Raw genomic sequence first — 25349 nt, 5'->3', positions numbered from 1 at the left:
GGGCCGTACCGATTTCAACTGGTCACGCGCTCTTCCGTTACCTGCCCCGAAAGCAGCACACAAAGCACCGGTTTACGGGCAACCGGGCAGCAGAAAAACGGCGCAACCACGTCGTGATGAATATCCAGATTTGCAGACAATCTGTCAATCAGACATAGCGGTATCTTCCTGCTCGACGCTTTCCAAATAATTGATGGCAACCCTGGCCGACAACTCGATGTGTGCTCGGCACGCTTCTGCCGCCTTGGCACCATCCCTCGACTTGATCGCTGTCACGATCTCTTTGATTTCCTTGACTGAGTGCTGGAGGCGACCGGGCTGGGTCATGGAGGTGGCGCGCAACAATGTGATCCGGTTGTGTAACGTGGTCAGCATCTGGACGATGAAAATATTATTGCTGCCTTCCATCAAGCAGACGTAAAACTGGGTCTTGGCTTCAAGCAACGCATCACGCGCAGCCCTCAAACTATCGAGGTCCCGGTCAGGGTATTGCCAATATTGCTGAGCTCGAAACTCGAAAACCGCAGCAGCTTCCTCAAGGCGACGGATCTGCGCATCCGTACCCACCAAGGCGAATTCCTGCCCGGAGAAGCTTTCCAGAAGTCCGCGTACCGCATACAGCTGGCGCGTTTCCTCCAAGGAGATTTTATTCACAGAAGGCCCTTTGTGGGGGTTGCAGGTAATCAGACCTTCCGCCTCAAGCTGTCGTAACGCTTCTCGAATGGATGTACGGCCGACTCCAGTCATCTCGCAAAGCTCACGCTCGACCAGTCGCTGGCCAGGCCGAAGCACACCGGAGGAGATGGCTTCTCGAATCTTGTCTTCTACTAACAAGCGCAGCGTCGCGCCGCGCTTGGGGACTTGGAGGCTTGATTCACTCATCTACGCACTCTCCCTCATATCGTCTTGATTAGGCTATTCACAAAAATGACAATTCAAACTCGGCTTGACGCAACTATCGGAGACGCTGGTGTGCAGCCCAGAATCATACATTTCGCCGAACAGATTGTCTGATTGTATGCGATGAGTCCAGTGTGCTGCTACAAAGTCGAATTTCGAGCACGGCTGCAGGCTAACGCGCCTCATCGCGCGTGGCAGAAAGAAGGAAGTATCAGGGGGCGGACGACTTGAGCGACGGGGGGTATGGCGGATCACATAAATGAGGGAGCCAGGTGAGAAAAAACACCCAAGCGTTAGAGCGGTGAAATGAGGAAGCCTGCACAGCAAGGGTGCAGGCTAGGAGCCGGGCGATGCGACAGCGGGCTGCCGCATGCTTCAAACGATTACTTCGCCAGCGAAGTCACGCCCCTTCCCCTCGGGTCTGCAACTGGCTCAGGGACTCGACCCTCGACCTTGATCGCCTGGACATCACCGTTAAAACCCTGATCAGCCAGGTTATAGCCCCTGGCTTCAAGGTCGGTTGCCAACTGCCCGGAGATAGGGGCATAAGGCTCCCAGAAAATGGTGTTCGCCGGCAGCAACTGGTGATGGAAGCGCATCGTTGCAACTGCATCCTTCAATGGAAGCTGGAAGTCATAGGTGTTGCTGACCACCTGAAAGATCGAGGTAAAAATCCGCGAGCCGCCTGGTGTGCCAATGACCAGAGCAACTTTTCCGTCCTTCAGGAAAATTGTCGGCGTCATCGAAGACAACGGACGCTTTCCAGGCTCAATCGCGTTGGTGTCATTGCCCACAACCCCCATCTGATTCGGCACACCCGCAAGGGCGGAGAAGTCATCCATTTCGTCGTTGAGCAGAATGCCGGTCTTGCTTGCGACCACACCGGAGCCGAAGAATCCGTTGAGAGTATAAGTGTTAGAGACCGCATTCCCCCATTTGTCTACGATTGAAAAGTGAGTGGTTTGCGGCTTTTCCGGGGAGGCGATGTTCAGACCAGCGACTACTTTAGCGGTGTCCGAGGGCTCTGAAACATTGACCTGCGCTGCACGGCTGGCCAAGTACTTTTCATCCAGCAACTGCTCCACCGGCACTTTGTAGAAATCAGGATCACCCAAGTATTGAGCGCGATCCGCAAACACGCGCTTCTCGATTTCAGCGACCAGGTGCATGTAGCTGACGGAATTAAGCGGGACGCCCTGGAAATCCGTTTGGCGCGCTTCCTTCATCTTCAAAAGCTGCACCAGAGCAATACCACCGGAGCTGGGAGGCGGCGCCGTGACGATCTGAAAGCCATTCCAGTTCGCCTGTATCGGCTCTCGCCAGACGGCCTTGTAGCCCTTGAGATCCGCCTCACTGATCAAACCACCATGAGCGTCCATATCACTGACGATCAGTTCGGCGGTCTCGCCGGTGTAAAAGCCATCCGGCCCTTGTGCGGCGATTCGCTTCAGCACCGCCTCCAACTCAGGCTGCTTGAATGTTGACCCCGCGTGCAATTTGCCGAAGTACTCGGCGAAATTGGTTTTACCGGAGAATCGCTTTTCATTTTCGGTCGCTGCCAGATTGGCTAACGTGTCATCGACGACAAAACCCTCATGCGCATAGTGAATCGCTGGCGCGATCAGATCCGCCCACTTGAGTTTGCCAAAACGTTGATGAGCTTCCCACATGCCAGATACCGTGCCTGGCACGCCCACCGCGCGGTGGCCAATGACACTTCCGTCAAGATTGTCAGCCGCAATCACTTGGCCTTTGCTATCGACAAACATGTCTCGCGTCGCCTTGAGCGGCGCACGCTCACGGTAATCCAGGAAGTAAGGTTTGCCCTCGTGGTAAACCGTCATAAACCCGCCACCACCGATATTTCCAGCCTCGGGGTAGGTCACCGCCAGCGAAAACGCAATGGCGACTGCCGCATCAATGGCATTACCGCCTTTGGCGAAGATGGCATTGGCCGTGTCCGCGGCCAAGCGGTCTGGTACGGCTACTGCAGAAGCGTCCAACTGAGAAAGAGGGCTTGCTGACGCCAGCTGAGGAACGCTTACGGTGAGGAACGACGCACACAGCGCGCTCAACAAAGCACACCGACGTGCCAAGTCGAGCAAAGATTTTTTGCACATAAACCACCTGTTTTTTTATTAATAATTGGCAGCAACGTTGGCGACTCCGAGTGTGCGATTGAGCTATTACAACCGCACAACTCAGCGCCTGAAGAACAGCAAAAGCGGAATAGTTATTATCTGTACTGCACGAACAAAAAGAGCCCTCGGCGTGGATCACGCCAAAGACTCTTTTAAAGGGAGGTTACGCTTGCTCCCCTACTCGCTCGACACGTGAAGGTTCAAGACTGGCCTTCTCCCACTTGGCAATAACCAAGGGGGCGATTGCATTACCCAGCACGTTCAACGTTGTCGTCCCGCTGTCGATAATTCTGAAGATACCAGCGATCAACGCGACCCCTTCCAAAGGAAGCCCGGCAGATGCCAGGGTGGCAGACAGAATAATGATGGCAAAGCCAGGCACTCCAGCGGCTCCCTTCGACGTCAATACCATCGTGACCACCAGCAGAATCTGCTGAGTCAGCGACAGGTCGATGCCGTACAACTGAGCGATAAAGATCGTCGCTACGCCGAGGAAGATGGACGCGCCATCCAGATTGAACGCATATCCCACCGGAACCACAAAGCTGACGATTCGTTGAGGGACGCCATAGTTCTCCAACTTTTTCATCAACTGCGGCATGACCGCCGCGGACGCCGCACTGGAGAACGCCAGAATCAGCTCATCCCTGAAGTACTTGATCAACTTGAAGACGTTTTCGCCAATCAGGTAGCAAATGCCGCCAAGGAAAATCAAGGCAAAAGCAATCAGCGCGAGGTAAACCACACCAATCAATTTGAGCAACGGTAACAACGATGCAAAGCCAAAGGTCGCGACGGTCGCACCGATCATACCGAATACGCCGATCGGCGCATAAGCCATGACAAACGAGACCACCTTAAACATCGCATCAGACAAACCTTGAATTACAGAAATGACCGGTGCGCTTTTCGCTTTTGGCAGAGTATTCAATGCCATTCCCAGGAGAACGGCAAAAAACAGTACTGACAGCAACTTTCCTTCCGACATCGCCACAATCACGTTATCGGGAACAATGTTCTGCAAAATAATCAGCGCGCCTTTCGAGGGCTCCATGTTAACCGTCGATGTACTGTGCGAGATGCCAGCAATTTCGGTGCCTTTTCCAGGCTCGAAGAAGTTGGCGAAACACAGGCCGAGGACAATGGCCAAACTGGTAATCGCAAAGAAATAAGCCAGCGATTTGGCCCCCATGCGTCCGAAGGACTTGTTATCGCCGCCACCGGCAATACCGAGGATCATGCAGCAGAAAACAATGGGAACAACAACCATCTTCATCATTTTAATGAAAATGTCGCCAAGGGGTTTAAGAACTTCGGTACTGACCCAGACCTGATTTTGTGGATGGGTATTGAAGTACCAACCGACAAGCACACCGAGCAAAAGCCCAGCAACAATTCGCCAAACCAATGGGATACGTTTCATGTCTAGCCTTTTTGTTGGAATGAAAGGACTGCTTGAGGGCAGTAGCTAGATTCATGAGCTTCCAGCTCATTAGGGTTTCCTGGCGCCATATTCGTGCGCCAGGTTATTTATTACTTGGCGAAGAGCTGGCTCATATCCTTGAATGCTTTGAACTCAAGCGCGTTACCACACGGGTCGAACAAGAACATCGTGGCTTGCTCACCGACCTGCCCTTTGAACCGAATGTAGGGTTCGATAACAAACTCAGTACCGAAGGACTTCAGGCGCTCAGCCAATGCTTCCCATTGCGCCCACTCCAGAATGATGCCGAAGTGGGGAACCGGTACGTCGTGGCCGTCAACCGGATTGCTGTGAACGCTTTCTTGAGACGCGGTCTTTGGATGCTCGTGGATGACCAATTGATGACCATAAAAATCAAAATCGACCCATTGAGTGCTGGAGCGCCCCTCGGAGAGTCCAAACACTTCGCCGTAGAACGTACGCGTAGCGGCCAGGTCGTAAACAGGAATTGCCAGGTGGAAAGGAGAAAGACTCATCAGGACTCCGAATGCAGTTTTTATAGGTTTATGAAGTCGGACAGCACGCTTACCGTCCGACAGCTTCTTTGAAGATGGATTTATGCTAAAGCGGCTCCATCGTAAAAAAAATCAATATATATTTTTCATAAACACAAATAATTTTTATCAATTATTCAACGCAAAAATACGCCGCTTGTTGCGGCGTATCGGAGTACTTAGGTTTAGAAGGCTGCTGATTTTTCTACTGGTCCCAACCTGCCTGAATAGCGCGGGTGATTTCGTCGACGAATACGCGTGTTTTGGTTGGAACGAGTCGCCCCGGCGGCATCAACGCGTAAACCCCGCCACTCTCCGAGCCCTGCCATTGCGGCAGGACAGGCACAAGTTCACCATTGCGAACGGCGGGCCCCGCTAGCCAATCCGGAGTAAGAATGATGCCGACGCCGTTGGCAGCCGCTTGAAGCAGTGACTCTGAATTGTCCGAAATCAACGGGCCAGTTGGCCGTACCGTCCGGTGCTGACTGCCGTTTTTCAGTACCCAGTCTGGCCAGCTTGAGTGACTACTGAATCCCAGGCAGGCATGTTCAGCCAACGCTTCAGGCGTCTGAGGTTGCCCCCGCAAAGCGATATAGCTCGGGGATGCATAAAGCAGGTTGCGAAAGGGAGCGATCTGCTTGGCGACGAGCGTGCTGTCGCGCAACACTCCCACGCGGATAGCCACGTCAAACCCCTCCGCCACTACGTCGACGTAGCGATCGGCAAAACGCGCATCCACCCGGATTTTTGGATGCTGTGCGATGAACGCCGGCAACAATGGCGCCACCCATCTGCGTCCAAAGGTGACGGGGAGTGACACCCGGAGCAATCCCTGTGGACTGGCCGCAAAGTTACTCGCCTCTTGGCCGGCACTGTCCAATTCATCTAACAATGCACGTACGCGTTGATAGTAAAGCGTTCCAACTTCAGTTAGAGAGACGCGCCGCGTGGTGCGGGACAAAAGTCGAATTCCGAGTCGCTCTTCCAGTTGCCCAATCCTTCGCGAGATGATCGTGGCGTCTCGTCCTATGACCTTGGCGGCATCTGTGAAGCTGAGGGCTTCTACTACCGCCACGAAGGCCGACAGCTCGTCCAGGGTCACGCGACCTAATAACTCCTGCATGTTGTGCATGATGTTCGTTCATTCCGTCCTGATTACTCAGCATTGTGCATCGGTCAGTGTATTTCGAGAATAAGCCGCCCACGGGTGAAATATTCTTTCACCCTCTCAGTGCAAGTCGGTGCTTCAAATCACAACAACGGGCAGATCGGCCGAGCTAGCACCGCGTTGCGCGCTTTGCTGGGTGGTATTCATGTTAACTGCGAAATTGCACTCCACTTGACCACCCGCTTGCATTCGACCTGTCATTTGCATTCGTTCTGACCACCGATTGCATCGGGCCTGCGGCAAAATCTCTGCATTGGCCAGCAGGCAAGCACGCAACATGATGGGACAGTTATCGAGTGGGCAGGAGCGACTGTCTTAGTCGTTCAACCTTGAAAGATCACATCCCCGCCAATCACCGTCTGCGCAGCATTGATCGGTGTCTCGATCTGAACGATCTGCGCCATTACCTCGCCGATTTCTATAGCCCGATTGGGCGTCCGTCGATTGATCCCGAATTGATGATTCGCATGCTGATCGTGGGATATTGCTACGGCATTCGCTCAGAGCGGCGGTTGTGCGAAGAGGCCCATTTGAACCTGGCGTATCGCTGGTTCAGCCGGTTAAGCCTTGAAGATGAAGTCCCCAATCACTCGACCTTTTCCAAGAATCGACATGTCCGTTTTCGGGACAGTAATCTGTTTCGCTGGTTGTTCAATGAAGTGCTGCGCCGCTGCATGGACGCAGGTCTGGTCAATGGCGAAGGCTTTGCCGTGGACGCCAGCATCATCACAGCGGATGCGAGTCGGCAGCGCGGCGTACCGGGAGATGAACAGGTCAACCGGGGCGATCCGGCCCTGAGCACCCGCGCCGTGCGTGAGTACCTTGAGGCACTTGATGAAGAGGCTTTGGCCCGAAACGCTACCGAAGCGACTCTCGCTGACGGATCCTCAGGCTCGCTGGACCGCTGCTCCAGGCGGCCCAGCGTTCTAAGCTTATTCCACGAATTATCTGATCGATACCGAGCAAGGCGTCATCGTGGATGTGGAACCCACACCGGTTCATCGCACGGCCGAGGTCGAGAGCACCAAGACCATGATCTCTCGCGTTGAAGCGCAGTTCGACATCAAGCCGGAACGCCTCATCGGCGATACCGCGTACGGCACCGCGCCGATGCTGGCCTGGATGGTGGAGGAAAAAGACATCGAACCGCACGTGACGGTGTGGGACAAAACCGAGCGCAAGAACGACAGTTTTTCGAGCAACGATTTCCACTGGGATGAAGAGACTGAGGAATACCGCTGCCCGGTCTGCAACGCATTGCGCAGCGAATGGCGAGCCTTCAAGAACGAGCGCTCACACGTCACCAAAGCCAACACCATCATCTTCCGATCCCGGCAGACCGACTGCGTTGCCTGTCCGATGAAAGCCAAGTGCTGCCTAAACACATCGTTTCGCAAGATCGCTCGCGGCGTCCATGAAGCCGCGCGTGATGTGGCTCGGCGCATCGCAGCGACGCCGACATATCAGCGCTCTCGCCACGAGCGTAAGAAGGTCGAAATGTTGTTTGCTCACCTCAAGCGCATCCTGAAACTGGATCGCTTGCGGGTACGTGGCATGAGTGGCGCGACCGACGAGTTCACGCTGGCCGCCGCGGTGCAGAACCTGCGACGGCTGGCCAAACTGACCTCTCAAGGGCCACCGCTCACGGGATAAGTGCGTCTGCACGAAGCAAAAAACCTCAAATTATCCCAATAACCGAGCAGCAAAGGTCAACGAAGGGCCGAAAAACCACGCAACGTGGTGAGTAGGTTCTCCAGAGGCGGCCGTGCCTGAGTTCAGGCGAGCTCAAAATCCGACTTTTTCAACAGAATCGGCCGTTAGCTGCCTGCCGCGAAGGGTAGCTATGGGTCGTTCTCTGCCGGCCATAGCCATAAAGCATGCTGGTCAAATCCGATGCAAATGACTGGTCAAGTCAAATGCAAATGGGTAGGCAAGTCCTTGAAACTAACTACCTGGGGGAGAAGACTCAAGACCGACTCCCCCCAAAAGCCCCCCTCGATTCATGATCAATCCGGCAACAGTGTTTATCCCGCCGACCGATTTTTACCCCCCGCCAAACACCTAACATTGGCTCTACCCAAGTGAGTAAAGCCAAACAGGCACAACCCACTCACGCGGGAAAAATCGTTCCAGGAATAACGCTCCAACCCCGAGGTAAAGATCATGAAACTCCTGAAAATCGCACTCTTGCTTACGCTTGCCGCCACCGGCACCCAGGCCTTTGCAGACGACAACCACTCCACTGCCGCAACCAGCCAGGCACCAGTCGAAACCTACACATACGGCACAAAGCTCGATATCAAACGCGTCATCGAAGTCTCGGAAATCGCCAATGAATGCGGACCGGTTCCGGCGCGCATGACCTACGAAGATTCCCGGGGTCAACGCCGTACCATCGAGTATCAAGTGATGGGCAGCGGTTGCTCGAACGGGTGAGCACTGTACGGGCGCTGGAGGGTCGACACTCCATGCGTATGGCGCCAGCCACATCGCTACACAGCTGCACCGACAATTTTTTCATCAGACGCCAGCAACCCGGGAATGGAATGCTTCAGGAATTCCACCCAGGTTTTTATTTTTGCATCGACGAACTTGCGTGAAGCGTAGATCGCAAACAGGTTCAACTCTTCAAGCCGATACTCCGGCAATACCCGCACCAGCGTCCCCGCCCGCAGGCCCTCGACGGCCGACGCGATCGGCTGGATGCCAATGCCCATTCCGTTCTTGATCGCGAAGGTCATGGCGTCCGCCGTGTTGACGTGAAAGGGCGACACCGGCGTGCTGAACGTTTCTATCCCTTGCGGGCCTTCAAACACCCAGTTCTCGGATGGCATGACCGTGTTGACGATGCGCAGGCAATCATGGCCGTCGAGTTCACCGGGCGAGCCGGGAACCCCGCGTTTTGCCAGGTACGCCGGCGACGCGCAGAGAATGCTGTAGGTGATACCCAGCCGCTGGGCGACGAAGCCGGAATCGGGCAGGTCCCGTGCCAGCACGATCGACATGTCATAGCCCTCCTCCAGCAAATCCGGCAGGCGATTGGTCACGGTCAGGTCGAACAGCACCGAAGGGTAGGTTTCCCGGTAGCGGGCGATGGCGCCGATCACGTAGTGGTTGCCGATGGCCGACATGGCGTGGATTTTCAGGCGGCCCGCGGGCATGACCTGGGCCGTGCCGGCCTCGGCATCGGCTTCGCGCATGTCCTCGAGTATCCGCTCGCAGCGCTGCAAGTAGCGCACGCCGGCTTCGGTCAACGCCAGGCGGCGGGTGGTGCGGTTGATCAAGCGCGTTTGCAGCCGGGCCTCCAGGCTGGAAACGGCTTTGGATACGTTGGTCGTGGTGGTGTCCAACATCGTCGCCGCCGCGGTGAAGCTGCCGCTTTGGGCAACCGCGGTGAAACAGCGCAGGGTCTGCAAAACATCCATCGGTGTCACCTCAAGGGATAGGCGGCCCTGTGACGGACCGCCCTGATGCCAGGCACTACGGCTTGCGTGGAATGAATCCGGGCACTCCGGTTTCAACCACCGAGTTGAAGCGTATACGGGTTGTGATGTCTTGCTGGATCTCGATCATGGCCCTGTGCGGCAAGGTCGCGATATCGATATTTTCGCGGATATGGCTAGGCGTGGCCGAGGTGGTCAGGAACGCCACGCCGCGCTGTACCGACCAGGCCAACGCGACCTGAGCCGGGGTTTTCTGCAGGCGGCGGGCGATGCCGGTGAGCACCGGGTCTTGCAGCACATTCGGCTCCATACCATGCCCCAGCGGCGCAAACGCCAGCACGATGATCCCGTGCTCCTTGCAGAATTCCAGCAGCTCCCACTCCGGCAGATAAGGGTGGGCCTCGACCTGCACCACGGCCGGTTTTATCCGCGCCTCAGCGACCAACGCCTTCAACGCTTCCAGGGTGATATCGGACACCCCGATGGACCGCGCCCGCCCCTCATCCACCAACCGCTCCAGTGCCCGCCACGTCTCGATCAGCGTCACGCCCTTGTCGTAGATGACGTTGCCCTGCTCGTCCCGCGGGTCCTGGTTGTCGCCGGGTTGAAAGGCAAACGGCGTGTGGATCAGGTAGCAGTCGATGTAGTCCACTTGCAGGCGCTGGCAACTGGCTTCGAACGCAGGCTCGACGCGCTCGGGGCGATGGTTGGTGTTCCACAGCTTGGTGGTGATGAACAGTTCTTCGCGGCGGATCTTGCCCGCCGCCAGTACGTCCGTCAGCGCCACACCGACCTGCGCTTCGTTGCGATAGCGCTCGGCGCAATCGAAATGGCGGAAACCGGCGGCCAGCGCTTCCTTCACCGCGTCAGTGGTGGTGGCAAGATCGCGGAACAAGGTGCCGAAACCGACTGCCGGCATCTCGACCGTGCCATGGTTGAGCGGGAAGCGGGTATCGCGCAGGCCGTCGTGAAAGGCTTCATAGGTCATGTGTCTACTCCAGGCCGCAGCCATTATTGATACGAAGGTTTCTGCCCGTCGCCAGAGGCAACGCGTTGCTCGAACGCACCGACCGAGTTGCCGCCCAGCGCAATGAACAGCTGCACGGTGTCGAGGTACTGCGCGGTTTTCACGCGGATATGTCCCAGCAGCGCCTGCTGATAAGCACGCTCCGCTTCCAGCACCTGAAGGATGCTGTTCTCGCCTTGCGCAAAGGCTTGCCGGTTCAACTGCAGGCTGGTGTCGGCCGCGCGCAGGGCGTCGGTCTGGGCCAGGTGTTCCTCGGCGTCATGGTTGATCGCCTGCAAGGTGTCGGCGACCTGGCCGAACGAGCTGATGACCGTCTGTTGGTAACCGGCGAGCGTCGCCTTGTAGCCGTCGACGGCCGCCTGTTGTTCGGCCTTGAGCGTGCCGCCATCGAAGAGCGGCCCGGCCAACCCCGCAGCAAAACCCCAGAGTGCCGCGCCGCCGTTGCCGGAAGCCGCCTGCGCCAGGGACGCTGAAAGCGTGAGGTGGGGATAGAGATTCGCCGTCGCCACGCCCACCGCCGCGCTGGCCATGTGCAGTTGCGCCTCAGCTTGCAGCACGTCCGGCCGGTCGTGGGCCATTTCCGAAGGCAGGCTCACCGGCATGTTCGACGGCAGGACAAACTCGCTCAACTCGAAGTCGGGAGCGATCCAGTCCGCCGGCCCCTTCCCCGTCAAAATCGACAGCGCATGCCGGGCGGCATCGCGCTGCTGAGCCAGGGGCGGCAACAGCGTGCGGTCCTGGGCGAGTCGGGTCTCGGCCAGCGACACATCGATCTGCGTGGCGCTGCCATTGCTGCGGGCCATGCGCACCAGCTCAAGGTTCCTGGCGTCGTTGGCCAGCAGCTTTTCCACCGCTTGTATCTGCGCGTTGGCGGAGGCCAGCAGCAACGCCTGGCTGGCGACGTTGCCGGTCAGGGTCAGGTACGCCGCTTCGTAGCGGTGAGTTTGCAGCTCGGTGAACGCCTGCTGCTGCTCGACCAGTCGCTTGTTGCCGCCGAACACATCAAGGTCGAACCCTACCCGCGGCCCGATCGCATAGAAGTTGGCGATCGAGGGTTCCTTGCTGTTGTGCAGCCGTTGCCGACCGGCCACGGCCGCGAAATCGACCTGCGGATACAGCGCCCCATGCGCCGCCGCAACCGAAGACGCGGCCTGGCGGATCGTCGCGTCGGCGGCCAGCAGATCGAGGTTGCCGTCGATGGCGCGACGCATCACCTGGTCGAGTTTCGGCGAGCGCAAGGCAGACCACCAATCGCCACTGACCTTCTTGCCCAGGTCGATGCGTGGGTGGTTGCCGTCAGCAAGGCGCTGCTCGGCTTGCCGGTCATAGTGCTGCGACGCACTCGCCGCCGGTGCCCGGTAATCGGGGCCAACGGTGCAGGCGGTGAGGCATGCAAGCAGCGACAATCCCATGAATTTCGTTTGCAGCACAAAGCGGTTGAGGACCAGCGCATAAGCATTCATTTGGCGAACTCCACGAAAACTAATTGGCCGCAACGGGCTTGCGAAGAAACAACACCAGCGGGCTCACCACCAGCATCACCACCAGCAGGATCTTGAACTGGTCGACCACGGCGATGAACGCAGCCTGGCCGGTGATCATTTCGTTGAGCCCTTCCAGCACCTGCAACGGCGCCGAAGTCAGCGACTGCGTGGCGACGCGGTACGGTGTCAGGTTGCTGACCAGTGCCAAGTGCATGGCCTGAGTGTTGTTGAAGAAAAACAGCTGCACGATCGCCACCCCCAGCGTGCTGCCGTAGACCCGGGCCAGATTGAACAGGCCGGTGCCTTCCGGGCGCAGCGCCGGGTCAAGGGTGCTGAAGGCGACTTTGCTCACCGCCGGCATCAGGATGCCCAGGCCCGCGCCCTGAACCGCACCGGCGACCGCCACGGGCCACTCGTCCATCAGCGGCGAATAGCCGAGCATCATCCAGTTGGCATAAATCACGATGGCGACACCGGCCCCGACGAAGTAGCGCCGGTCGAAGTGCTCGGGCAAGCGCCCCATCAGCAGGAAGGCGCCGACCAGGCCGATGCCACGAGGAATGGTCAAGGCGCCGGTGGTGTCCGGCGGATAGCCGAGAATCTCGTCGAGCATCGGCGAGGTCAGGGCCATGGTCGACAACAGCACAAAACCGAGGGCGAAAAAGATCACCGTCGACAACACGAAGTTGCGGTCCTTGAGCAGGCGCTTGTTGAGGAAATGCACCTTCGAGGTCAGCACATGCACCACGAACAGGTAGATCCCCAGCGCCGACGCCATGGCTTCGATCCAGATCTCCGGCGAGGCGAACCAGTCCAGTCGTTCCCCCCGGTCGAGCAGCATTTGCAGGCTGATCAGGCCGAGGGTGAAGGTGCCGAAGCCGAAGAAATCGAACGCCGGCGGTTTCTCGGCTTTCTTCTCGGTCAACAGCAGTGCCGCCACCAGGAAGATGAACGCCGACAGCGGCACGCTGAGGTAGAACATCGGCCGCCAGCCAAAGTGTTCGGCGATCCAGCCACCGATGCTCGGGCCGCTGACGATGCCGAACAGCACGATGGCGGTCCAGCTCGCGCCAAAGGTTGCACGCTTTTGCAGCGGCAAGGTTTCCATGGCGATCGCCATCGACAGCGGCGCCAGTACGCCACTGGCGAGGCCTTGAACAATGCGTGCGCCGACGAACTCCAGCGATGTCGTCGATGCCGTGCCAAGCAACAAGCCCAGCACGAACAACGCCAGTGCAGTCTGATACACAAGCTTCAGGCCAAAGCGTGCGGCCAGCCACTGCGCGATCGGCAGGCTGATCGCACTCGCGGCCAGGTACGCGGTGAAAATCCACCCCGCCTGATCGTCGGTCATCGACAGGCTGCCCTGAATCAACCTCAGTGCCGAGTTCGGCAACGGCAGGTTGGCCGACTGCATATAGGTCGCCAGCAAGGCGGCGAACCTGAGCGAGCGCGCACCCTCCCCACCGGGACTTACCAACGATTGGGCGTTCATCAGGAGTTACCTGCGGTCAGCAACGCCTTGAGCGGGTGCCACCAGGGGCTTTGAAACTGGGTGTCGATCCTGACCGTGGCACTGGTCCCGGAGAACAGCGGCAGCGCCGGGTCCGGTTCGTCGAGTTCAAGCCGCACCGGTACCCGCTGCGTCACCTTGACCCAGTTGCCGGTCGCATTTTCCGGCGGCAGCAGGGCGAAATCCGAGCCGGCCCCCGGGCTCATGCTGGTGACGTGGGCCTTGAACACGCGATCCGGGTAGGTATCGATGCGGATGGTGGCTTGCTGGCCCGGGCGCATGTGGGCCACGTCGGTCTCGCGGAAGTTGGCCTCGATCCAGATCTCGTGAGCGGACAACAGGGCGAAGGCCGGTGCGCCGTTGTTCAGGTAGTTGCCCACCTGCAGGTCGTCCACCTTGGCCACGATGCCGTCCTGCGGTGCATACACCGTGGTGTACGAGAGGTACAGCTGCGCTTCGTCGAGCTGCGCCCTGGCCTCGCGCACCGTCGGGTGACTGTCGGCCTCGATGTTCGGGTTGCCGTTCAAGGCCACCACGGTGCTGGCGATCTGTTGCTCGATGGACGCGATCCGCTGCCGCGCGACCTTCACGTCGGTGTCGGCCCGTTCGTAAATCGATTTGGAAACGAACTCGGTCGCGACCAGTGCTTTCTTGCGGGCAAAGTCCTTCTGGTCGAAGTCGGCCGACTCTTTCGCCGACTGCAGTTCCGCCTGCTGCTGGCGATAGCTGGCCTTGAGCCCGTCGATACGCAGGCGCGCCACGCTGAGCTGTGCCTGTGCGCGGTCGACGGCGATCTGGAAGGGTTTCGGGTCGATCCGGAACAGCACCTGGCCCTTGTGAACCTGCTGGTTGTCCTCGACGGCGATCTCGGTCACCTGCCCGGAGATCCGCGCATTGATCGACGCCTTCGCCACCCGGGCGTAAGCATTATCGGTGGAAACATATGCCAGGCCCGACACATGGTGGGCATAGCCGAGCGCGGCGAAGAGGATGGGAACGCCCACCATCAACCAGGGTCGCAACCGCAGTTTCAGCGGTTTTCCGGTGGGTGCGCCGACCGGGTTGGGGCCAGGCTGCTCGAAGGTCTGTGAAGCCGGGATATCGAACTGTTTGGTCATGATCGAGTTCACCTTTAGCCGGGTAATCGGGCCGGCATCGGCAACAAACGCCAGCGGCCCGGATGTGAATGGATGCAGTAAGGAAGCAAGCCCGTGCGCGGTCGGGAGGATCGCTCCCAGCGCGTCGGTTTCGTCGCCGCAACACTCAGTTCGCGCTCGGCTACAACAAACCCTGATCAAGGAATTTCTGATTCCTTAATTTTGTGCGATGGTGTAAGAATATCCCTCGACCCAGCTCTTCACAAGGATTTTGTACAACATGGCACAAAATAAATCGACAGAGGGTAAAGGCCGCGGCCGCCCTCGGGCCTACGACCCGCAGACAGCGTTGCAACAGGCGCTCGGGGTGTTCTGGAACACCGGCTATTCCGGCGCGTCCCTGGACAGCATCGCCACCGCCGCCGGCATGAACCGGCCCAGCCTCTATGCGGCCTTCGGCGACAAGCACGCGCTCTATATCAAAGCGCTGGAGCAATATTGGGAGTTCGCCGCGGCGGCCATGCACGAGGCGCTGACAGACCTGGACGTGCCGCTGAGCGAGGCCTTGCAGCGTTTCTACGAGGGGCAGCTGTCGATTTACTTCTCGGGCGACGGCCAGCCGCGCGGTTGCTTCGCTATCGGCACGGCCACCACCGAGGCCGTCGAAGACCCGCAGATTCGTGAGGTGTTGTCCGACCGCTTGAGCCGGCTGGATGCCGAGCTGGAGGTTCGCCTGCAAGCGGCGAAAACGGCCGGCGAGTTGAAAGACGATGCCGACCCGGCGGCCCTGGCCGTGCTCGCCTCGTCTTTGCTGCACAGCATTTCCATACGTGCCCGGGCCGGTAAGTCCCGCGCCGAACTGACGGCGCTGGCGCGCAATGCAATCAGAGTGATCTGTGGTGAGTGAAAAACTCGAGGATATTCTGGCCGGGCAGTTGGCCGTGATCTTCTGCGGCATCAACCCTGGCATGACTGCCGCTGCCCAGGGGCACCATTTTGCCGGGCGCGGCAATCGCTTCTGGCGCACGCTGCATCTCGCCGGGTTTACCCCCGAGCAGGTGCAACCGGAAGACGACCGAACGATCTTGCAGTATCGATGCGGATTGACCGCAGTGGTCGAACGGCCAACGGCCCGCGCCGATCAGTTGTCCCTGCACGAATTCACCGCCGCTGGCGCCGACTTCGAACAGAAAATCGCCCGCCATGCCCCGCGTTTCGTGGCGTTCCTGGGCAAGACGGCGTATGGCGCGCTGTCCGGCCGGCGGGAGGTCGCCTGGGGCCTGCAAGCGCAAACCTTCGGCAATGCGGCGGTCTGGGTCTTGCCCAACCCCAGCGGCAGAAATCGTGGCTTCAGCCTTGAGCAACTGGTGACGGCGTACCGCGAGCTGCGCCTGGCCGTCGAGGAAAACCGGCGGATGTGATCACGCCGGTGGAATTGTCGCGAGCATACCGATCAGGATGGTCAACAACAGAAAACCGCCGAGAAAAATCGTCATCCTGGCCATGCGGCCTCCCACGCTATGAATTGGCGGTACAGGGGCGTCATGCGCTTGCCCCAGCGGCGTACCGAAGACTTATTGTGGGCTGGCGGCTGTATCCGTTACAGAGGCAGATTGCGCTGAAAAATACGGATCAGATCCTCTGTCAGCTTGTGCTTTCTGACGTTTTTCAGCGAGGACCTGGCGGGCGATGTCCACAAACGGCGTGACGATCAAACCTTTCATCGTCAGGTAACGCTCGTGATCCTGCTCACCGGTACCGTAGTGAATGACCTCGGGCCTGGACTGCGTGACGTAGAGCGTGCCGAACATCCAGTCCCACAGTGACAGATTGATGCCGAAGTTCTTGTCGAAGTGTCGCGGCGCATCGCTGTGATGGATCTGGTGTTGCGCCGGGCTGCTGATCACACGCTCGAGCACCGGCCCGAAGGACAGCCAGACATGGCTGTGGCGCAGGTTGGCCGCCAGGCTGTTGAAGATGAACACCATGTAGGTCACGCCAAACAGGGTATAGCGGCTGACCTCTCCCCCGCAGAAGTACCAGAAGATGCCGGCAAATGCGCCGACGCAGAGGATGTCCGTGAGTTTTTCCACCACCTCTTCGAGAAAGTGCACGCGGCTGGCCGTCGCCGGCACCAGCACGGGCGCCGAATGATGGACTTTGTGGAAGGCCCACAGGTAGCGCGAATGAAAAGCGCGATGGCCCCAGTAATGGCTGAAGTCCTTGACCAGGAACACCCCCAGCCCATAGAGCAGGGTCAGCGCCAGGTTCTCCTGCACTTGCGTGCGCGCCCCCCACAGGTTGGTGAAGAAGCCGATGTAGTCCGCCGAACGCAGGACATACGGATCGACCAGGCCGACGATGGGCAGCACCAGGACAACCTTGAGGATGGCGAGTACGAAGTAATAGCGGTAGTCGAGCAGCGCCGAGCGATGCAGGTACACTCGGCAGCCGCCGATGAACTGGCCGAACGAGCGCGCGTCGGTCAAACCCCGGGATTTACGCAGGCGGAACAGGCAATAAGCGATGCCGTAAGACATGCAGAGAAAGGATAGACCGAGTCTGCCGTTGAAGTCGAAAATGCCGAGGAACTGCCGGGTGACCGGTTCGATCACCCACTGGAGTAAATAGAAATGGATAGTGCCGAGAATATCCATATCAGTCTGCCCCGGGTAAATGGAAGGGCAATTGTAAATGAGAACGAGTCTTTAGTGTGTTGAATAATGACCAGTCGTCAGCCACCGAGCGCAATGATTGCAAGGATCAGCACGGCCCCCGTGGCGGCCATGATCACCCCGCCCTGCCATTGCCTGGCGCCCGCGTAACCGGCGAGCATCCAGCCGGCGATGAACAGCACCACAAGGCCGACCAGGTTGGACAACCGGATGGCGAGTGCCGTCTGATCGAGCAGTATGAACGGCACCACCAGCGGAAAAGTCGAGCACACCACCAACAGGAAAACACCGAGAGCACCCTTGAAGTCGGTCCAGCCCAGGCCTGCCCTGACCGGCAAGGACGGCTGCTCGAGCAGCCGCCGGCGCAACAGTTCCAGGCCCTCGCTGCCGGCCGCCGTGGCGAACTGCATCGGCAACACCTGCGCAACCAGCGCCTGCCCGGCCGCGGCGTCCGCACCATTGCGCAAGGCCAGGTACAGCTTGATCCTGCGCGTGCGCTCGACCAGGGCGCGCAACAGGTACATGACCGCATCGGCCAGCCCCCAGGCGAGATTGCAACCGAGGGCGGCGATCATCATCGTGCGTTCGGCGGCCTGGTCTGCCGTGGCCACGCTGATGGTGCCGGTGAACGTCATGGCCATCAGCAGGCCGAAGATCACCTCGGTAATGCGCTCGACAGGGTCAAGCACAGGCGCCCTCTCGAATTGTCCATTGGTTTGCATGAATTCACCTCCCCCGGGGCTGCCTGCACGATAGCGGCCGGCGCGTGGGCCAGGCACCGGTTGCCCGGGCTGGCGATGCGCATCCCCGTCAAGTGTAGATTGAACGGCTACACTCATGCGCACACGTTATCTGCTTCAAGAGGAGTGATTCATGCTTGATTATTTTGCGCTGGGCCTGCTGATTTTTGTCGGGCTCATCTTGTTCTACGGGATCATTCTGCTCCACGACATTCCCTATGAAATCGCCGTCCACCGCAACCACCCTCACCAGGATGCGATCCACGCCACCGGCTGGGTCAGCCTGTTCACCCTGCACGCGCTCTGGCCGTTCCTGTGGATCTGGGCCATGGCCTATCGGGAGGACCGGGGCTGGGGATTCAGTGACGGGCACTCACCCAAGAGCCATGTGGTTCATCTCGAACAACAGGTCGCCGAACTGCAAGGGCGGATCGAGCGCCTCGAAGCGTCGGCGGGCCAGCTGCCATCGGACAATCGCGGCGAGGGCATCTAAGCCATGGATCTTTTACTCATACTGACGTATGCGGCATTCTGCGTTGCCATCTTCAAGATCTTCCGCATCCCCCTGAACAAATGGACGGTGCCCACGGCGGTGCTGGGCGGGATCCTGATCATCGGTGCGCTGATTTTCACGATGAACTACAACCACCCCTACTCCGAGGTGGCGCGTTCCTATTTCGTTTCGGTCCCGGTGATCCCCGTGGTCAGCGGCCAGGTGATCGACGTGCCGGTGAAGACCAACCAGCCCCTGGAAAAAGGCGATGTGCTGTTTCGCATCGATCCCGCGCCTTTCGAATACCGGGTGAAATCCCTCAAGGCACAGCTGATTGCCGCCCAGGCCGATCGCGCCCGGATCACCGAGTTGATCAAGCGCAATTTCAGCACCCAACGGGAACTGGACATGGTGGTCGCGCGCAGCGACGACCTGAAGGCACAACTGGACAACGCGCAGTACGAACTCGACAACACCACGGTCCGCGCGCCGAGCAAAGGCTTCGTCACCCACGTTTCGCTGCGGCCGGGCATGATGGCGACCAAATTGCCGCTGCGCCCGTCAATGGTGTTCATTCCTGCCGAGGGGCATTATTTTTCCGCATGGATGCGCCAGAACAGCCTGTTGCGCCTGACCGAAGGCGACGAGGCCGAAGTCGCGTTTGACGGCATCCCCGGCAAGGTATTCGAAGGCAGGGTCAAAACCGTCGTGTCGGTCATCGCCGAAGGCCAGATTCAACCCTCGGGCACGCTGATCGGCTTCACCGGTTCACCACCGGCCGGCCGGGTCCCGGTGATCATCGAGATCACCGATCCCGACTATGCCCAGTACGCCGCCCAGATGCCGGGCGGGGCCTACGGCCAGGCGGCGCTGTACAGCCAGCACTTCCATCACATCGCGATGATGCGCAAGATCCTCCTGCGCATGGCCGCCTGGATGAACTACATCTTTCCGTTCCATTGATACGGCAGCGTCGCAGCTCCTACAAGGGACCGCGTCCTGGTCGAAACACGCAATACCTGTAGGAGCCGGCTTGCCGGCGATGGATTCAAGTGCGCCGCGTTTATCCGGTTTACCCGCGTAATCGTTGACGACCATCGCTGGCAAGCCAGCTCCTACAAGAGACCGCGTCCGGGTCGAAACACGCAATACCTGTAGGAGCCGGCTTGCCGGCGATGGATTCAAGTGCGCCGCGTTTATCCGGTTTACCCGCGTAATCGTTGACGACCATCGCTGGCAAGCCAGCTCCTACAAGGGATCGCGTACCGGTCGAAACACGCAATACCTGTAGGAGCCGGCTTGCCGGCGATGGATTCAAATGCGCCGCGTTTATCCGGTTTACCCGCGTTATCGTTAACGACCATCGCTGCGATGCGGCGACCCGACAAGCCCGCTCCTACAAGGGATCGCGTCGTGTTTACGTTCGAATTAAATTTTTCGGAGTTCAGAGGATGTGGCTCAAACAGAGGACAGCACCTTCGCGGTGCAAGCTGTAGCGGGCAGCTGCAGGGGGAATTATCGAGTGAGGCATCGAGGGGTTTTGCGGGGCTAGAGAATCCAGTTCAGCAGCAGGTGCGAGGCAATCCACGGAGACGCCTGGGCCACCGCCCATGCCAGCAGCGCGCACACCAACAGGTAGCCCGCAACGAACTTGTACATCGCTCCCGTTTCCATGCAACCCTCCCGGCGTTTCAGCCAAACCGGGCGTTCAATGCAAGCTCGTGTTACGACGCCCGCTTTCGCCCGTACAGGGTTCGAGTGCAACAAGGGTTTTCAGTTCCATGAGTGTACAAATCGGTAAAAATGATCTGCCCCAAGTCCTGGGGCAGCTCGGATTGACGCTCACTTCACTTCAAGTACCAGCCCCATGGCTCGCCGTTATAGCGGGTGATCTGCTTGGTTTCCAGGTAGTTGTTGTAGCCCCACTCACCCAGTTCGCGACCGATGCCACTCTGCTTGTAGCCGCCCCACGGCGCCTCGACGAAGGTCGGTTGCGAGCAGTTGACCCAGACGATGCCGGCGCGAAAGCCACGGGCGACCCGTTCGCAGCGCGGGATGTCCCGGGACATCACCGCTGCCGCCAGGCCGAACGGCGAATCATTGGCCAAACGGATCGCTTCGGCCTCCGTGTCGAAGGCGCGCAGGCACACCACTGGTCCGAAAATCTCCTCGCACCACAAAGCGCTGTCGTCGGGCACATCGGCAAAAATCGCCGGCGTCAGGTAATACCCCTTCTGCAGATGACCCGGCCGCACCCCGCCCGACACCAGGCGGGCGCCCTCGCGCTGGCCGGCTGTGATGGCCGCCAGCACCTTGTCCAGTTGCCCCTGGCTGACCAGCGGTCCGAGTTTCACCCCCTCTTCGAAACCCTGGCCAATGCGGATCTGCTCGGTCGCGGCAATCAGGCGTTCCAGCAATGCCGGGTACAACCCGCGTTCCACCAGCACCCGCGAAGTGGCTGAACAGACCTGGCCCTGGTTCCAGAAGATCCCGAACAGAATCCATTCCACCGCCGCCTCAAGATCACTGTCGGCGAAGATCACAAAGGGTGATTTGCCGCCCAGTTCCAGGCTGATGTTTTTGATCTCGTTGGCGGCGGCCTGCATGATCTTGCGCCCGGTCGGCACGCTGCCGGTGAAGGCGATCTTGTCGACCTGCGGGTGTTCGGCCAGCGGCGCTCCGGCCTCGCGACCCAGCCCGGTAACCACATTCAACACCCCGGCCGGCAACCCGGCCCTGTCGGCGATGCCGGCCAGTTCAAGCGCCGTCAGCGGCGTCAGTTCAGAGGGCTTGAGCACCACGGTGCAACCCGCCGCCAGCGCCGGGGCAACTTTCCACGAGGCCATCAGCATCGGGAAATTCCACGGGATGATCGCGGCGACCACACCCACCGGTTCCTTGACCACCGATGAGGTGAAACGCGCATCCGGCACCTCGATCGACCGCTCACTGTGTTGATCCGACTGCTCGGCCAGCCCCGCATAGAAGTCGAAGCAACCGGCGGTGTCGGCGATGTCCCAAAGCGCTTCCGGCAGCGGCTTGCCGTTGTCGCGCACTTCGATGGCGGCCAGTTCGTCCTGACGGACACGAATGCCCTCGGCGATCTTCCTCAGCACCTGCGCTCGTCGCGCACCGGACCAACGGGGCCAGTCACCCTCGTCAAACGCCCTGCGCGCCGCGGCCACGGCCAGTTCGATATCCTCTGCGGTCGCCGAGGCAACCCGCGCCAGCACCGTCTCGTCACTCGGATCGAGCGTGTCGAAAACACCGCGTTGAACCGGGCTGACCCACTCCCCGCCGATATACAACCGCTGATAGTCAGCCATGGGACACTCCTTGATCCTGCGCTGCCGACGCTGCTGGTACAGCTGTTCGGCGACCTGCAATTGTTCGCGGTCATTGACCCCGAGCACGTCGGTTTCCTCCACTTCCACGGCAGCCACCCCAAGCCCCGCCTCGTTGGCCACCGCCACCGCGTCGGTGAGGTAGTACTCGCCCTGGGCGTTGCGGTTGCCGATGCGATCGAGCAACCACAGGCAGGTGTCGGCGCGCAGGCCCATGACCCCGCCGTTGCAGAAGTTGATGTCCAGCTCCTGCGGGCTTGCATCCTTGGCTTCGCGGATGGCCAGCAAACGCCCCCGCTCCACCAGCAGGCGCCCGTACGGCCCCGGCTGCTGCGTGTGGAATCCCGCCACCGCCACCGCCGCGCCGTCGATCAGTGCCCGACGCAAACGGTTCAAGGTCTGCGGGGTAATCAGCGGTGAATCACCAAACAACACCAGCACACAACCCTGCTCGTGAGCCTGCAATGCCGGCCGCGCGGCGAGCACCGCGTGGGCCGTGCCCAGTTGTTCGTGCTGGGTAAACACCTGCGCTGCCGGCGCGGCCTGTTGCAGGTACTCGGCCACCTGTGCGCCGCCCGCGCCCACCACCACCGCCCGTTGTTCGATACCCGCCGCCTCCACCGCCGCCAGCACATGGCCGAGCAACGGCCGGTTGCCCACCGGGTGCAAGACCTTGGGCAGCGGCGAACGCATGCGCGTGCCCTGCCCGGCCGCGAGAATCACCGCCAGCGTCGGCCAGTCAATGTTGTCGCTCATCGCGATCCTCCTGTGTGCAACCGGGCTTCAGGCCGGATCGCGATAGAACACGTCGTCGGCATACGGATACCACCAGTCCTGAATCTTCGGCTGGTGGTCGATGATGACCATCTTCGAGCGGCGGAACGCTTCCAGCCCCTGACGCCCGAGCTCGCGCCCAAGGCCGGACATCTTCCACCCACCGAACGGCAGTGCATCGTTGTCGATCAGCGGATTGTTGACCCAGACCATTCCCGCTTCCAGACGCTCGGCGGCCTCCATGGCTTCGGCCAGGTCCGTGGAAAACAACGAGGCACCGAGGCCGAACGGCGAGTCATTGGCCAACCGCACCGCCTCGTCGAAATCGCTGACACGGCAGATCGCCGCCACCGGGCCGAAGCACTCTTCCTGCAGAATCGCCATGTCGCCGGTCACGCCGGTGAGGATGGTCGGTTCATAGAACCAGCCGACGTTGTGCCCGGGTGGAATCCGCCCGCCACAGACCACTGTCGCGCCCTTGGCCACGGCGTCATCGACCAGGCGCATGACCTTGTTGCGCGCCGCTTCGCTGACCATCGGCCCGATCTCCGAGCGCTCCAGGCCATGACCGATGCGCAAGGCACGGGTGCGCTCGGCGAACCTGGCGACAAATTCGTCATGGACCTCGTCAACGACATAGAAGCGCTCGGCCGACGTGCAGATCTGCCCGCTCAGGTGGAACGCAGCCGTCACCGCACCCGCCGCCGCGACATCCAGCGGCGCATGCCTGGAGATGATCAGCGGATCGCTACCACCGGCCTCGATCACACAAGGTTTCATCCGCTCGGCACAGGCCACGGCCACGGCTTTACCCGCCGCTACACTGCCGGTGAAGGCCACCGCGTGAGTCTGGTCCGACTGCACCAGCAACTGCGCGGTCGCGGCATCGCCCGGCACACAGGACACCAGCCCCGGCAGCAGCGCGGTGAAATGCTCCATGAACTTGAGGGTGCACAGGGTCGTGGCTTCCGCCGGCTTGATGATGCAGGCGTTGCCCGCCGCCAGCGACGCGGCGACCGTCCAGCACATCAGCAGGATCGGAAAGTTGAACGGCATGATGTGCACGCTGACGCCATAGGGCTCATAACGTACATGCTGGAACGAGCCGATCTGCGTGGTGCCGGCGACCTTGCCGGCATCGTCCCGGGCCATTTCCGCGTAGTAGCGAAAGATCGGCGCGCAGTTGGCCAACTCGCCCATGGCCTCGGGAAACGGCTTGCCCATTTCCAGGGTCATCAGGCGCGCCACTTCACGATTGCAGGCCAGGTTCTGCTCGATGGCATTGGCCAGTTGATGCAGGCGCGCGGCGCGGCTTTTCGCGTCGACCAGGCGCCATTGTTTTTGCGCAGCGGTGGCGGCGTCGATGGCGGCTTGCACATCGACCTCGCCACACACGCCGACTTGCCCGACCGGTTGCAGGGTCGCCGGGTCGAGCACTTCGCGCACTCGGCCATCGCTCAGCGGCTGGAACTCGGAATTGATGAAGCGCAATGCGGTGTCAGTGTTGAACGTGGCCATGGGATGATCCTTGAACCAATCGATAAGGGGTTTCACGCAATGTCGCCAGGGTCTCGGCGGGCAATTCCTCACGCCAGCCCGGCACGTGCCGGTCAAGCCACTGGCGCAGCGGCGCAAAGGCCTCGGCGTCCAGGGCGCGGACAAACAGACCGAGGGTGCGCGGCAGGTGCGCCAGGTAACCGTGCTTGCCGTCACGGCCGGCCAGGCGCACGAAAATCCCCAGCACCTTGGCGTGACGCTGGGCGGCCAGGCGCCGGTAGTCGTCGAGAAAACGCAGCGCATCGAGCTCCGGGCGCTGCAACAGGTAATGACTGATCAACTCCACCCGCAACGCCTCGGACACATCGCGCCGAGCGTCTTCGAGCAGCGACATCAGGTCATAGGCCGCCGCCCCGGCCAGCGCATCCTGGAAGTCCAGCAAGCCACAGGCCGCGACACCTTCACGGCCTTGCAGCAGCATCAGGTTGTCGACGTGGAAGTCGCGCAACACCAGGGCTTCGCGGCGCTGTGCGACGTCGCGGCAGGCGTCGGCGAACAGCCCCAGATACTCATCGCGCAGGGCCAGTGCCGCCGCTTTGCCGATCAACAACGGCACGTACCAGTCGATGAACAGCGCGTACTCGTCCGCCAGTCGCTGCTCGTCGTAAGGCGCCAGTTCCGCGGCGGGCGCTGCGCGATGCAACGCCACCAGCGCATCCACCGCCAGGTGATACAGCGCCGACTCCGAATGCCCAGCCAGCAGCAGCCGGGTGTAGGTGTCGTGGCCGAAATCCTCGATCAACGCCAGCCCCGCCACCTCGTCCACTGCCAGCAAGGCCGGCGCGGACAGGCCCAGCCCCTGCAACTGGCGGGCGATGCGCACGAACGGGCCGATGGGTTCGCTGTGTGGCGGCGAATCCATCAGCAACAGGCCGGCGCCGTCCAGGCGGAAATAACGCCGGGTCGAAGCATCCGCCGGCAAGGCGACCAGCAAGGCCCCGGCAAAACCGGCGCGGGCCAGGAAGGCGGCGCGCTGGTCCTCACGGGTTGGCAATGACGCCAGTGCATCTGTCATG

At 60.2% G+C, this 25349-nt stretch carries 20 protein-coding genes and 2 pseudogenes; 6 read left to right on the top strand and 16 right to left on the bottom strand.

All coding sequences use genetic code 11. From position 1 onward, the window contains the following. Positions 1–144: 144 nt before the first annotated feature. The 5 genes from AB4O16_RS28575 to AB4O16_RS28555 all read right to left on the bottom strand — a co-directional run bounded on the left by AB4O16_RS28575 (position 145) and on the right by AB4O16_RS28555 (position 6150). Positions 145–882, bottom strand: a complete 738-nt coding sequence (locus AB4O16_RS28575; protein WP_160388127.1) for a GntR family transcriptional regulator — start codon at positions 880–882, stop codon at positions 145–147. A gap of 401 nt (positions 883–1283) precedes the next feature. Further along, complete coding sequence (ggt, locus tag AB4O16_RS28570) at positions 1284–3020, bottom strand: gamma-glutamyltransferase (protein ID WP_160388126.1); 1737 nt, start codon at positions 3018–3020, stop codon at positions 1284–1286. Positions 3021–3204: 184 nt separating this feature from the next. Next, positions 3205–4464 carry a cation:dicarboxylate symporter family transporter gene (locus AB4O16_RS28565; protein WP_160388125.1) on the bottom strand — a complete coding sequence of 420 codons (1260 nt, stop codon included), beginning with the start codon at positions 4462–4464 and terminating at the stop codon, positions 3205–3207. A gap of 110 nt (positions 4465–4574) precedes the next feature. Then, positions 4575–5000, bottom strand: a complete 426-nt coding sequence (locus AB4O16_RS28560) for a VOC family protein (RefSeq protein WP_154863206.1) — start codon at positions 4998–5000, stop codon at positions 4575–4577. A gap of 223 nt (positions 5001–5223) precedes the next feature. After that, a complete protein-coding gene (locus AB4O16_RS28555; protein WP_160388124.1) occupies positions 5224–6150 on the bottom strand; it encodes a LysR family transcriptional regulator in 927 nt (308 codons plus the stop codon). A gap of 313 nt (positions 6151–6463) precedes the next feature. Between AB4O16_RS28555 and AB4O16_RS28550 the strand changes: the two are divergent. Then, a pseudogene (locus tag AB4O16_RS28550) lies at positions 6464–7839 on the top strand (transposase). Between the two features lie 510 nt (positions 7840–8349). Beyond that, on the top strand, positions 8350–8622 hold the full coding sequence (locus AB4O16_RS28545) for a DUF2790 domain-containing protein (protein ID WP_460156444.1): 273 nt from the start codon (positions 8350–8352) through the stop codon (positions 8620–8622). Between the two features lie 56 nt (positions 8623–8678). Here the strand turns inward: AB4O16_RS28545 and AB4O16_RS28540 are convergent, their stop codons facing one another. Genes AB4O16_RS28540 through AB4O16_RS28520 form a run of 5 tightly spaced genes read right to left on the bottom strand, consistent with a single transcriptional unit; the run spans position 8679 to position 14771 of the window. After that, a complete protein-coding gene (locus AB4O16_RS28540; RefSeq protein WP_160388122.1) occupies positions 8679–9611 on the bottom strand; it encodes a LysR family transcriptional regulator in 933 nt (310 codons plus the stop codon). Positions 9612–9666: 55 nt separating this feature from the next. Then, entirely contained in the window at positions 9667–10617 is a 951-nt protein-coding gene (locus AB4O16_RS28535; protein WP_160388121.1) for an aldo/keto reductase, read from the bottom strand. 23 nt (positions 10618–10640) lie between these two features. Beyond that, positions 10641–12119, bottom strand: coding sequence for an efflux transporter outer membrane subunit (locus tag AB4O16_RS28530; protein WP_460156443.1), 1479 nt, complete (start codon positions 12117–12119; stop codon positions 10641–10643). Positions 12120–12138: 19 nt separating this feature from the next. Further along, positions 12139–13635, bottom strand: coding sequence for a DHA2 family efflux MFS transporter permease subunit (locus tag AB4O16_RS28525; RefSeq protein WP_460156442.1), 1497 nt, complete (start codon positions 13633–13635; stop codon positions 12139–12141). Then, positions 13635–14771 (bottom strand): HlyD family secretion protein, encoded by a 1137-nt coding sequence (locus tag AB4O16_RS28520; protein ID WP_460156441.1) that lies wholly within the window; start codon positions 14769–14771, stop codon positions 13635–13637. Before AB4O16_RS28520 ends, AB4O16_RS28525 begins: the two co-directional genes overlap by 1 nt. Before the next feature lie 259 nt (positions 14772–15030). Between AB4O16_RS28520 and AB4O16_RS28515 the strand changes: the two genes are divergently transcribed. Both AB4O16_RS28515 and mug read left to right on the top strand, forming a co-directional pair. Next, entirely contained in the window at positions 15031–15657 is a 627-nt protein-coding gene (locus AB4O16_RS28515) for a TetR/AcrR family transcriptional regulator (protein WP_460156440.1), read from the top strand. Continuing rightward, the gene (gene mug, locus AB4O16_RS28510) at positions 15650–16171 is read left to right on the top strand and encodes a G/U mismatch-specific DNA glycosylase (RefSeq protein ID WP_460156439.1); all 522 of its coding nucleotides are present in this window, start codon (positions 15650–15652) and stop codon (positions 16169–16171) included. The genes AB4O16_RS28515 and mug overlap by 8 nt, the downstream gene beginning before the upstream one ends. Positions 16172–16324: 153 nt before the next feature. Here the strand turns inward: mug and AB4O16_RS28505 are convergent, their stop codons facing one another. Both AB4O16_RS28505 and AB4O16_RS28500 read right to left on the bottom strand, forming a co-directional pair. Next, on the bottom strand, positions 16325–17407 hold the full coding sequence (locus AB4O16_RS28505) for a sterol desaturase family protein (RefSeq protein WP_460156438.1): 1083 nt from the start codon (positions 17405–17407) through the stop codon (positions 16325–16327). 77 nt (positions 17408–17484) lie between these two features. After that, positions 17485–18147, bottom strand: coding sequence for a hypothetical protein (locus AB4O16_RS28500; protein ID WP_160388114.1), 663 nt, complete (start codon positions 18145–18147; stop codon positions 17485–17487). A gap of 151 nt (positions 18148–18298) precedes the next feature. Between AB4O16_RS28500 and AB4O16_RS28495 the strand changes: the two genes are divergently transcribed. After that, complete coding sequence (locus AB4O16_RS28495; protein WP_460156437.1) at positions 18299–18658, top strand: DUF3302 domain-containing protein; 360 nt, start codon at positions 18299–18301, stop codon at positions 18656–18658. Between the two features lie 3 nt (positions 18659–18661). Continuing rightward, positions 18662–19621, top strand: coding sequence for an HlyD family secretion protein (locus AB4O16_RS28490; protein ID WP_460156436.1), 960 nt, complete (start codon positions 18662–18664; stop codon positions 19619–19621). 884 nt (positions 19622–20505) lie between these two features. Here AB4O16_RS28490 and AB4O16_RS28485 read toward each other — a convergent pair. The 4 genes and pseudogenes from AB4O16_RS28485 to AB4O16_RS28470 all read right to left on the bottom strand — a co-directional run bounded on the left by AB4O16_RS28485 (position 20506) and on the right by AB4O16_RS28470 (position 25348). Next, positions 20506–21984: an aldehyde dehydrogenase family protein gene (locus AB4O16_RS28485; protein WP_460158097.1), complete on the bottom strand. Its 1479-nt coding sequence runs from the start codon at positions 21982–21984 to the stop codon at positions 20506–20508. A 306-nt stretch (positions 21985–22290) separates the two neighbouring features. Then, positions 22291–22758 (bottom strand): annotated as a pseudogene (locus AB4O16_RS28480) (NTP transferase domain-containing protein); the annotation flags it as partial. Positions 22759–22785: 27 nt separating this feature from the next. After that, positions 22786–24294: an aldehyde dehydrogenase family protein gene (locus AB4O16_RS28475; protein ID WP_460156435.1), complete on the bottom strand. Its 1509-nt coding sequence runs from the start codon at positions 24292–24294 to the stop codon at positions 22786–22788. Continuing rightward, on the bottom strand, positions 24275–25348 hold the full coding sequence (locus AB4O16_RS28470; RefSeq protein ID WP_460156434.1) for an aminoglycoside phosphotransferase family protein: 1074 nt from the start codon (positions 25346–25348) through the stop codon (positions 24275–24277). The genes AB4O16_RS28475 and AB4O16_RS28470 overlap by 20 nt, the downstream gene beginning before the upstream one ends. Position 25349 lies beyond the last annotated feature (1 nt).

The organism is Pseudomonas sp. S2_H10, assembly GCF_054668285.1.
This window is presented reverse-complemented; position numbering and strand designations above follow the sequence as displayed.